This is a genomic window from Pseudomonadota bacterium (genome assembly GCA_039815145.1).
Lineage (GTDB): Bacteria > Pseudomonadota > Gammaproteobacteria > Steroidobacterales > JBCBZW01 > JBCBZW01.
This window is the reverse complement of the sequence record JBCBZW010000154.1, coordinates 1-10,524: the sequence shown is the minus strand read 5'-3', so window position 1 is coordinate 10,524 and position 10,524 is coordinate 1. Positions and strand designations below refer to the sequence as shown.

Here is a 10,524-nt window from a genome sequence, read left to right as displayed (position 1 = left end):
TGGATGAAGTCCGCGTTGGGGTCGGCCACGCGGTCGACGCGCAGGTCCTGGGTGAGGGTGAAGTTCTGCACCTCGTCCCACACCAGCAGGATGCCGTCGTCGGGATTCTGCTCCACGACGTCGGGCAACGGGGCCTGCGTGGGGGCGATGAGGCATCCGTTCACGGCGCCGCTGGTGCAATCGTTCACGCCATTCGCGTTCGCCTCGAAGCCAACAATGGTGGCACTGGCCGGCAAGGCCGGCAGGGCGAGGGCTGCCAGGAGCAGCGGTTTGATCTTCAGCATCGGGGTTCGTCCTTGTAGAAGTTGCTCGAATTCTTGTTCTTCGCTGATGCCGACTTGGTGTCGACATCCCTTCTAAACGGAAAAACCTCGCCGATAGGACAAACCTCCGTTCCGACAGCCCTGCCGTCTACGCGCGGCTCAGTCCTTGGTGCAGGCCAACATCTGGATGTACGGCGCCACGGACGCCTGCTCGGCCGTCGTCGACGTGCCGTTGTAGCTGTACTTCTTTTTCTTGGCCCAATGGTGGCTGCCGCCAGGAGCGACGAACACCTCGGTCTTGGAGAGGCCCACCTCGCCGGAGAACGGGTGCTGGTGCTGGCGGTTCTCCCGATCGCTGAGGGGGGCACCGCCGAAGGTGGCCTGATCGCCGAGCGCTGATCCCACCAGGTAATGGCCGCGCATCTCGTCGTTCGCGGTCCAGGTCTGAGGGCAGGTGTCCCGATTGGGGAAGAACGCGACCAGTCCCTGGGCGATGGGTGCGGGTTGGGCGGGCGCCTCGGCCTTCAGGCACAGCATCAGGGTGAAGTAGGGGAGGGAACCTTGGGCGGGGTCGGCGGGGCCACCGATCGCCGTGTCCTTGGTCCATCCCACGTTGCTGTTGCAGCAGCTGTTGGCGGCGGCGATCGCCTTCTTGCCGATGTCTACGGTGGAGCTGAGCGCGTGCTGGTGAGTGAGTGGCGATTGGAAATCCTCGATCGCCTGACCGACCGCGCCGAGCGGCGTGCCACCCTTGGGCAACGGTACGACGAAGCGGCCATCCGCCGCGGCGAAGGACTGCCAGCCGTCGGGGCATCGGTTGGGAGCGCCGGTGACTTTCGGGGATAGCAGCACCGCAGATCCTATCGGCATGGAATCGACCGCGTTGGTGTTGGTCTGCACGCACATCGGCATCTGCATGATGGGCAGGTCGCTGTTGCTGGCGCTCGTGGCGCCATCGCTGTGGTAGGTCTTCGCCTTGCCCACGTCCGTGCCGGCGCCGCCGGCCGCGGCGATCACCTTGGGGGGCAGGCGCATGGTGAGTTCGAACTCGTGGTGATGGTCCGGCAACTCGCGGCTGGCGAGGGGCTGGCCGGCCGTTCTGTCGGAGAGGTTCGGGTTGTTGACGACCAGCGGTGCGACGCCGGCGAACTCTCCTGATAACGACCAGCCGGCGCCTTCGTCGCAGGCGCTGATGCCGTCGAAAAAGGTGGTCGTGCCGAGCGGTGCGTCGGCCTGTGCGGTGGGGACCACGGCGGTGGTCAGGAGGAGCGCGGTAGCGGCGAGGCGCCCGGAGACTGTTGGGTTTACCTGCATGGGGATCACCTGGCTGTGAGTGGGTGGGTCCTACCTGCGTAGTACGTAACCCGGCCCGAAGACCCTTCACGCGATGTGCCGTGTTGCTGCAGATGTCGTTGGCCGCCTAGTGCTGCTGCGGTCCCCGCTCCAATGGGCCAAGCAAGCTAGCTGGCGACCTCCGCGGGCATCGCGTGCTGCAGATATCGTGCGAGCGCATCTACCGCCGGCAAGACGCCCCGACGTGACGGCATCAGCATGGCGAGGTAGGCATCGCCTGCGATCCACTGCGGAAGCACCCGCACCAAGTGCCCCTTTTCCACCGCCGCGCGACACACATATGCCGGCAGCGCCACGATCCCGTGGCCGTCCATGGCAGCCTGACGCAGGGTCACCATATCGTCGCTGCACAGGGTCGGTTGGAAGGGGATGCTGACCGTCTCGCCCTGTGGTCCCTGCAGCGCCCAATGCCCGAGCTCTGGGCGCCACCCCGACTTCAGGCCACGATGAGCCGCTAGTGCCTGCGGCGTTGCGGGGACACCCTCGCGCTCGAGGTACGCGTAGCTGGCGAACAGGTGCCAGGGGACAGGCGCGATGCGCCTTTGCACGAGGGTGGAGTCCGGCAGGGCGCCGTTGTAGCCACGGATCGCAATGTCGATACCCATCTCGACGAGATCGACCGTCTGGTTGGTGACGTGCTGGATGATGCCAACCTGCGGGTGCTCCGCCATGAAGCGCGACAGGGGCTGGAGCAACGCGAACTGTGCCATCCCGACAGAGCACGACAGGCGCACCTTGCCGCTGAGAACGCCCGCTCGCTGCTCGATGAGGGCCTCAGCCGCTTCCACCTCATCGAGCGCGGCCCGGGCGCGACGGTAGAAGGCCTCGCCCATGTCCGTGACCACGAAACGTCGTGAGGTGCGCTGGATCAGGCGCACCCCGAGGCGATCTTCGAGCTGCTGCACGTGGCGGCTCAGGCGTGACTTGGGCAGCCCCAGTGCCCGCCCAGCCGGGGCAAAACCGCCCTTCTCGACCACGTGAACGAAATAGTAGTAGTCGTTGAGATCCATAAGGCCTGGAGGCTTTTTCGTTCCAAAAATGGAACGATGGTTCCCAATATTGCCAGTTTTCCCGCTGGGCGTTCCAACTCAGTATGTATTCAGGCATTCACTTTGGAGGAACGAGCCATGATCACGCGATCGACCACCTCGCCCGCCGAGCAATCCGCTTCGATAGGTCCGACCCACTCCGGCGCCCCCCTTCGCATCGGCACGGGCTTTGTTGCCACGAGCTTCCGACAGCAGGATTTCGACGGGTTGATGGACCCGCTGGTGATGGTGGATCACTACACCATGAGCGAGTCCACCTTCGGCGCTCACCCCCATGCGGGGATGTCCGCCGTCTCCGTGTTGTTCGAAGACAGCGAGGGGGTGTTTCGCAACAGGGACTCACTGGGCAATGACATCGCGCTTCACCCCGGCGACTTGTACTGGCTAAGGGCCAGCAGCGGCGCCATGCACGATGAGGCGCCGGTCCCAGGGGCCCGCACCCACGGCCTTCAGCTCTTCGTCAATCTGCCGGCTCACTTGAAGGGCGATCGCCCCGCGTCCCTGCATGTGCCCGCAGGTGAGATGCCTGTGATCGAAAACGCTAGGTACCGCGTTCGCGTGGTGCTTGGAGAGAGCAACGGTGTCGTCGGCGCCCAATCGCCAGCGTTGCCCTTCACCATCCTCGATGTGCAGCTACGGGAACGCGGCACCTTCATCCACGATGTACCTATCGACATGGGGGTGTGGCTGCACGCGATCGAGGGGAACGTGCAGTTATCTTTGGCTGGGCAGCACGTCGCCTTGAGTCAGGGGCAAGCGTTGGCCTTGCGTTCGGGGTTAGCCCCCGAGCGTCTGGGCATCAGCAGTGCGCGGAACGCCCAGGTCGTCATCCTTCAGGGTGCGCCTCTACGCGAGCCTGTGGTGCAGGAGGGCCCCTTTGTGATGGCGACGCAGGCGGCCGTGGACGAGGTCAAGCGGGCGTACGAGGCAGGGCGTTTCCCTCCGCTGGAAGGGGAGTTCGGCCTCGCGGAGCGCACTTAGTCGTCGAGCGGGATGCGGATCTTCTGCCCGGGGTAGATCCGATTCGGGTCTTCGATGATGCCGCGGTTGGCCTCGAAGATGCGCATGTAGGCGCCGGCGTTGCCGTAGTAGCGCTTCGCTATCCCGCCCAGGGTGTCGCCGCTGACGATCTCGTAGACCTCCGCCTTCTCTTCCGCGGCCGCGGGGGCCGCGCCGGGGGCTGACTCGGCCGTGGGCGTCGGCAGCTCTGCGGGGGCTGGCACGCGCAGGTCGTCCGCGACCACCCGCTCGACACCCTTGATGTTGCCAACGATCAAGACGGCCGTGTCTCGGGTGCTCTGGTTGACGCAGTCACCGCAGATGGTGGCGACGCCATCGTCGAATTCCACTTCGAGGTTCTCAATCCCCGAGAGCTGGATATCCAGATCTTGGCGGATCATCTGCGCAGCTTCGGCATCGGAGTTGAAGACCTGGCGGCCGACGTCCCTGACGAAATCGAGAAGGCCCATGTGCGTATCCCCCGTACGGCTATCTTTCTATGACCGTCGCAGTATAGCCCTCCCCGTGGTCAGCGCGGGCCTGCGGACTGCGCCGGCGCTTGGCTCAGTGCGTGTTGATCACGTCGAAGACGAAGTCCACCAACTCGTCGTCCTGCCAGTCGTCCAGGGCATCGCCGACCTGGATCTCCACCATCGCGCGCCCATGGTTCGAGGGATACACGCGGTCGAACAGCCACGTCTTGCGCTCCTGCGCGACGCGCAAGGTCAGCGCATGCAAGGCCTGCGGCGCGATGGGGAGAATCAGCTGGAAGCCGCTGCTTTGCACCGGTTGCGCGACGGCATCGGCGCCGAACCGTTGGATGAAGGCGGCGGCGAGACGCTGCGCTCGCGCGTGGAACTCAGCCACTCTTGGCAGGTAGTGCGCCAGCCCCCACAGGGCACTCAGTACGTAGGGGAACGCGGTGTAGAGATCCCCCGCCAAGCGGCTGCGCCACACGCGCAAGCTGCTGATGAACTCCTCATCGGCGGCGATCACGCCGCCCGCCGCAGCGCCCAGCATCTTGTACAGGGAGACGTAGACGCTGTCGCCGAGGGCGGCTACCTGGTCGTAGGGCTTGTGCCAGTAGTGAGCTGACTCCAGCAGCCTGGCGCCGTCGATATGCAGCGGCAACCGTGCCTCCTGCGCAAACGCCCTGAGCGCGAGCAGGGTGTCCCACTCAGGGAGTCGGAAGCCCGCCCGCCTCACGGGCAACTCGATGCAGATCGTGCTCAGCTGTTCGACGAATGGCGCAAGCTGCTCGATGTCCTCGTCACCAATCGCCTCGTGCGCCCGGCCGAAGGGCACCGCGTCCAGCCCAAGCAGCACCTGATGGGCGTCAGCCTCGTCGACGGCGAAGTGAGACTGCGGGTGGATGGCGATGTGGCGTCTGCCCGAGCGGTGAGCGTATTCGAGCAGCGCTGCGTACTGCACCACGCTGCCCTTGTGGACGAACAGCGCCTGTTCCTTACCCAACAGGTCCGCCATCTTGCGCTCGAGCAGCTGCATGGCGGGTCCATCGCCGTAGCAATCGACGGCGAGATCTACTTCGGGCACCTGCTCCATGCGCTGCAGCCACTGGCGCTGGGTCAGCGGCTTGTGGCGAGTGATGAAGCGCGTGCATTGCAGCGCTAGCGGGTGGCCGAGCAGGGCCCCGTCGTACATGCAATTCCTCCTGTATCCGGCAATTCGTGACTCGATGGTTGCCTCTAGCGACAGCTTACCTCGAATGGGCGAAGGCTCATGATGACCGCTCGTGCAGGGGTGTTCCCGAACCGCTTCGCAACGTGGGTGATGCGGTCTGGATTGCTCATCTACTCGTGACCCACAACGCTATCGGGGCGCGCGGTGGAAGTAGTCCACCAGGAAGTCGATGAATGCCCGCACCCTCGGGCTCACGTGTCGCCCCTTTGGGTAGAGGAGGTAGAGGCCAATGGCGCTGTCGACGTAGCCCCTGAGCACCTCCTTGAGGTGGCCTAGTTCGAGCTCACGGCTCACGAAGAACTCGGGCAACAGCGCCAGCCCGATATCCTGTAGCGCGAGATCTCGCGCCAACTCGCCGTTGTTGACGGCGATGTTCCCGGAGACTCCCGTGTTCGCGCGTTTGCCTTCGCCGTCGCGTACCGGCCAACGATTGCCAAAGGTGGCGGCGCGATCGACGATACAGTTGTGATGGTCGAGATCCGCTGGCGCATGTGGTTCACCACGGGTACGCAGGTACTCCGGGCTGGCAACGATGACGAGGCGGACCTCCCCAAGTCCTCTTGCCACCAATGACGAGTCTGGCAGGTCACCGACGCGCAGCGCGATATCGAAACCCTCCTCAATGAGGTCGACGAATCGATCTGCAGCATGGAGTTCGACGCTGATCTTCGGGTGCGCCTTAAGAAACGCGGGCAGTGCTTGGCGGATGCACGCGCTGGCGAGGAACACCGGTGCGGTGAGCCGAAGAGTGCCGGAGGGCTCCGTATTCGCCTCCCTAGCGTCGAGCCTGATGCGCTCCACGGCCTCCAGCACGCCTTGGCACGCTGCTAGGTAGTCGCTGCCTTCCTGCGTAAGCGATAGCTTGCGTGTCGTGCGCTGAAGGAGATCAACACCAAGCCACGTCTCCAGTTCCATCACGTGTCGGCTGACCGCCGAGGTGGATAGCTCCAGTGAGCGCGCGGCGGTGGCGAAACCGCCATCCTTCGCCACCTGCGTGAAGACTGTCATCGCCTTGAGAACGTCCATATCGATTGTCCCGGTAGCTGGGATGGAGCATCCCAGCGCTGCCCCGTTATCACCTGTCGCCCCATTATCTATCTTTGCTCTGCCTTGGCAGCAAGCCGTGGCATGCAACGGCGTGATGGGTATCCCTCCGCCTTGGATCATGAAAGGGGGAAGTGGTGGAACGACAGCGATTGACCGCGCTGGGGTTGGTGGCGATGGTGCTCGGTGCGAGCCTGTCGCCAACGACGCTCGCTGCGGTGGACATCGAAACCAAGTCTCTCGATACGCTTTATGCGGAGGCGCTTTCGGAGGGAGGAGAGCTCGTGCTGCGAGCGGGCGGCGACAAGCCCGATCAAATCGACTACTACCTGGACAAATTCAAGGCACGCTTCCCTGCGCTGAAGGTGATTCACTCCGTCGACGTGAGCCTCAATCATGCGCCGCGCTACGACAATGCACGCGTCGCCGGCGACATCGCCCGCGTTCCCGATGTCATTCAATTCCAAACCCTCCACGATTTCGAGTACTACGCGGAGCGCGGGCTGTTGGAGCCCTACAAACCCAAACACTGGGACAAGGTGTTCCCTGACCACAAGGACCCTCACGGGCGCTGGACGAGCCTCTACGGAGTCACGTTCAGTAACTACGTCAACACCGATTTGATCGCATTGGAGGACGCGCCCCGTGATGCTTTGGACTACCTAGATCCAGCGCTCAAGGGCAGGATCATCCTCACCTATCCCCACGACGACGATGCCGTTCTCTACCAGTTCTGGCATCTCAAGGAGCGGTACGGTTGGGACTATCTCGAGAAGCTGGTGCAGAACGAGCCGGTGTGGGTACGGGGGACGGCGATGCCTTACGTGGCCGTCAACCACGGTTGGTATACGGCGAGCTTCACCACCTTCTGGGCGTTCGAGTCAGCACCGGGAAGCCACACCCGCTTCCTGCTGCCGGAGAGCGACTTCTTTCTCACGTGGTTTCAAACTGCCGCCATCCCTACTCAGGCGCGGCACAAGGCGGCGGCCAAGCTCTACCTAAACTGGATGTTGTCCGAGGAGTTCCAGGCGACTTGGCTGCAGTTCCCCGTGCGCATGGATGTGGAAGCGCCAGCCGGCTACCAGTCAGTCCTCCATCACAACACCTCTCCCGGTGACTTCAGGCGTTTCATGATGAAGCGGGCAATGGTCGAGAGGTTCCGGCTCCAGCTACGTCAGCTCATCGGCGAAGCGACGGGCCCGACGCCTGTGGACATGAACTACGACGAGAAGCCCTGACCTCGACCCTCGACAATCCCATGGAGGATTCGATGACAAGTACCCTGGTGCTCACGAAACGCCCCGGTTCGAAGCCGCAGACCACGAGCAAGTTGCCGCACTCGCAACTGACGCAGCACGGGCCGGACGAGGTGGTCCGCGAGCTCCATGCTTGGGCCTTCGCCCTGGCCAACGTCGACAACGTGCCGAGTGGCATCTCCGTGCCGGGCGCCCGCGCGCTGGTGTTGCACGATCATGTCGAGTGCAACCATGCGGCGTTCATGGTCAGTCGGGAGTTTGCGCACATCCATCCGCACCCGGACAGCGGCAGCATGCACGTGATGTTGGCCCCGGAAGATGCCCTGGCGATGATCGACAAGGGCTGGGGCGAGCACCACTATCTGGTGACGGCCGGGCAGCTTCCCGTGGGACTGGTGATGGTGTACTCGCCGCGCAGCATGGAGGAGCTCGAGCAGGTGAAAGCGATCGTGACCCGCTCCTACGAGTTCGCTACGTGCTGCGCCGCCTCGAGTGCGCCTCGGCCTGCTTAGGTACGGTCGCCGGGGCGTTCAAGGGGTGGCCGCGTTCAGCGATCCCCCACGGACCCATAGCTCGCCGGCACCCCATCCCCCGGCGTGCTCTGCTGGATGAACTCGCGAAGGTGCTGGTTGGACGTCGCCAGATCCTCGGCGCGCAGGTACATCATGTGGCCGCTGCGGTAGCCCTCGAAGCGCATCCGGTCCTTCAGGCGTCCGCTGCGGTCGAGGTTCCACAGCACGTACTTGGCGGAGAAGTAGTCCGTGGCGCCGTCGTAGTAACCCGACTGCACCATCACGTTGAGGTAAGGGTTCTGCGCCATGGCCTGGCGTAGCTCCTCCGCCACGTTCGTGTCCTGCCCCTCCCACGGTCGCACGGGGCCGAAGAGGTAGTACTGCAGGTCCGTCTTGAACTCGAGTTCATCGCGCAGGTAGGCGTTGATGGCCGGGGCGAAGGCGTGGTTCCAGGAGATGAGCTCAGGCGGGTAGTCGTAGGCCTCGCCGGCGTTCTCCCGGTCGAGGCCCAGGTAGCGCGAATCCAGCCGGCCGATCGTGTACCCCTCCTCGCGCAGCAGTTCCTTCCAGAAGGCCGAGGCTGGCACCGCGAGGTTGTAGTCGAGCACGAAGCGCTCCGTGAGGCCGGCGTAGCGAGCGACCTGCTGGGCCACCTCGCGACGCTCGCCATCATCGACGAAGCCGCCCTTCGCGGCCACGGGCAGGTACTGCTCGATCGTGAAGGCCTCGACCTCTGGTAGCAGTTCCATCAGGTCTTTCTGCTGCAGGGCGGGTTCGAGCTGGCCGTGATAGTGCGCCGCCGCGGCGTAGTAGGGGAGCTTCAACAGGGTCGAACGGGGCGACGGCCCGGTGGCCTCCAGACCGAGGCCCGTGGGCGACACCAGGATGACGCCGTTCAGGTACATCCAGTGGCGGTTCTGCAGTTCCCCTGCGAGGCCAGACACGCGCGTGGTGCCGTAGCTCTCGCCGATGAGGTATTTCGGCGAACGCCAGCGGCCGATGCGCGACACGAAGACGTCGATCCAGCCGGCGAGGTACTTCACGTCCGCCTCGACGCCGAAGAACGCCTCGCGATCGACGCTCTCATCGAGGATTCGCGAGAAGCCCGTGTTCACGGGATTGACGTAGACGATGTCGGCGACATCGAGAATCGAGTGAGGATTGTCGCGCACGCCGTAGGGCTGCACCGGGTAGCCTTCCTCGTCGATCATCAGCCCCTTCGGGCTGGTGTAGCCGAGGTGCATCCACAGGGAGCCGGACCCTGGGCCACCGTTGAAGGAGATGAACAGGGGGCGCCGTTCGCGTGCCTCCACGTCGCTGCGCTCGTAGTAGGTGTAGTGGAGGGCGGCGATCGCCGTGTCCTCGTCGCCGTAGACGGGCTGGGTGCCGATCGTGACGCGGTAGGGCACGCGTTTGCCGCGGATCTTCACCTCGGCTTCGCGGGTTTGCGCGCTGTCGGCCGGTAACTCGCGACGGGGAAGCGCCGCTGCCGCCTTCTCCTCCATGCCTTCGGCGGCCGTGCCCTCGGTGGCGGCCTCCGCACCCAAGCTGGCGCCACTCGTGAATAGCAATGCCACCGTGGTGAGCAGCGTGTGGAGGGCTCGCCGTGGAGAGGGCGACGATGATGCTTGGGGCTTCATGGGCGGTTCCTGTGGTGGTTCGGGCCCCGACTGGGCTTGGATCAGGCGCGTGTTGAGGGTAACACCGTGCGGGAACGCGCTTCGCGGGCTCAAGGCGTCGCGTCGTCGGGGCTTCGCAGCAACAGCGCCTCAACCGCGGTGCTCGCATTCGCCATGTGGGCGACCGTGACACGCGGTAGAGTAGTTAGGCTTACACTCCCTGCAACCGAGGCCAATGCCCAATGTTCGATACTCCTTTCATCATCCCGGTCGTGGCCATCATCGCCTGGGCCGTGGTGGCCGTGGTTCGGGCTAAGCATGGCATCGATGAGTCCGGCAACGTCGATGCATCCTCGTCAGCGGTGAACAAGAGGGTCGAGAGTGCGTTGGCCGAGCGGGACGCAGAGATCGAGCGCCTGCGCGAGCGTGTGCAGGTGTTGGAGGCGATCGTCACCGATACGCACAAGAGCCACCACCTCGCCGAAGAAATCGAGAGGCTCAGGGAGGGCTAACCCCGACGCAGTGCAGTCGCTGATCGCCGCGGGTAGGCGGGTCGCGCCCGCAGTCTCGCCGCGCATCGTGCTGCATGTGTCGTAATTCAGTCGCCGCTTGCGTAGAGCACTTCAAGGGCCGATCAACCGCCCCCGATAACAACGCTCATGGAGTGCAAACGTGACGACCCAATACCCCGCGCGCCAGGTGCTTTGCCTGGCGATGCTGCTGCTGAT

Annotated in this window: 11 protein-coding genes; 4 read left to right on the top strand and 7 right to left on the bottom strand. The window is 64.4% G+C overall.

All coding sequences use genetic code 11. The features are described from left to right. The 3 genes from AAF184_22335 to AAF184_22325 form a co-directional block, all read right to left on the bottom strand. A partial coding sequence (locus AAF184_22335; GenBank protein ID MEO0425090.1) for a hypothetical protein occupies positions 1 to 284 on the bottom strand: 284 nt, incomplete at its 3' end. Between the two features lie 138 nt (positions 285 to 422). Beyond that, entirely contained in the window at positions 423 to 1,577 is a 1,155-nt protein-coding gene (locus AAF184_22330; protein MEO0425089.1) for a hypothetical protein, read from the bottom strand. 146 nt (positions 1,578 to 1,723) lie between these two features. Then, complete coding sequence (locus tag AAF184_22325) at positions 1,724 to 2,626, bottom strand: LysR substrate-binding domain-containing protein (protein MEO0425088.1); 903 nt, start codon at positions 2,624 to 2,626, stop codon at positions 1,724 to 1,726. 117 nt (positions 2,627 to 2,743) lie between these two features. On the opposite strand from AAF184_22325, the gene AAF184_22320 reads away from it, so the two are divergent. Next, on the top strand, positions 2,744 to 3,646 hold the full coding sequence (locus AAF184_22320; GenBank protein MEO0425087.1) for a pirin-like C-terminal cupin domain-containing protein: 903 nt from the start codon (positions 2,744 to 2,746) through the stop codon (positions 3,644 to 3,646). On the opposite strand, the gene AAF184_22315 is transcribed toward AAF184_22320, so the two are convergent. From AAF184_22315 to AAF184_22305, 3 genes are all read right to left on the bottom strand, one after another. Next, positions 3,643 to 4,134 (bottom strand): LysM peptidoglycan-binding domain-containing protein, encoded by a 492-nt coding sequence (locus AAF184_22315; protein ID MEO0425086.1) that lies wholly within the window; start codon positions 4,132 to 4,134, stop codon positions 3,643 to 3,645. The genes AAF184_22320 and AAF184_22315 overlap by 4 nt on opposite strands. A 94-nt stretch (positions 4,135 to 4,228) precedes the next feature. Then, positions 4,229 to 5,326: a beta-eliminating lyase-related protein gene (locus AAF184_22310; protein MEO0425085.1), complete on the bottom strand. Its 1,098-nt coding sequence runs from the start codon at positions 5,324 to 5,326 to the stop codon at positions 4,229 to 4,231. Between the two features lie 168 nt (positions 5,327 to 5,494). After that, entirely contained in the window at positions 5,495 to 6,373 is an 879-nt protein-coding gene (locus AAF184_22305) for a LysR family transcriptional regulator (protein MEO0425084.1), read from the bottom strand. A gap of 188 nt (positions 6,374 to 6,561) precedes the next feature. On the opposite strand from AAF184_22305, the gene AAF184_22300 reads away from it, so the two are divergent. Both AAF184_22300 and AAF184_22295 read left to right on the top strand, forming a co-directional pair. Then, positions 6,562 to 7,647 (top strand): ABC transporter substrate-binding protein, encoded by a 1,086-nt coding sequence (locus tag AAF184_22300; GenBank protein MEO0425083.1) that lies wholly within the window; start codon positions 6,562 to 6,564, stop codon positions 7,645 to 7,647. Between the two features lie 32 nt (positions 7,648 to 7,679). Beyond that, positions 7,680 to 8,177 (top strand): hypothetical protein, encoded by a 498-nt coding sequence (locus tag AAF184_22295; protein ID MEO0425082.1) that lies wholly within the window; start codon positions 7,680 to 7,682, stop codon positions 8,175 to 8,177. Positions 8,178 to 8,212: 35 nt separating this feature from the next. On the opposite strand, the gene AAF184_22290 is transcribed toward AAF184_22295, so the two are convergent. After that, positions 8,213 to 9,682 (bottom strand): carboxypeptidase, encoded by a 1,470-nt coding sequence (locus AAF184_22290; protein ID MEO0425081.1) that lies wholly within the window; start codon positions 9,680 to 9,682, stop codon positions 8,213 to 8,215. A 356-nt stretch (positions 9,683 to 10,038) separates the two neighbouring features. On the opposite strand from AAF184_22290, the gene AAF184_22285 reads away from it, so the two are divergent. Further along, on the top strand, positions 10,039 to 10,308 hold the full coding sequence (locus AAF184_22285; GenBank protein ID MEO0425080.1) for a hypothetical protein: 270 nt from the start codon (positions 10,039 to 10,041) through the stop codon (positions 10,306 to 10,308). Positions 10,309 to 10,524 lie beyond the last annotated feature (216 nt).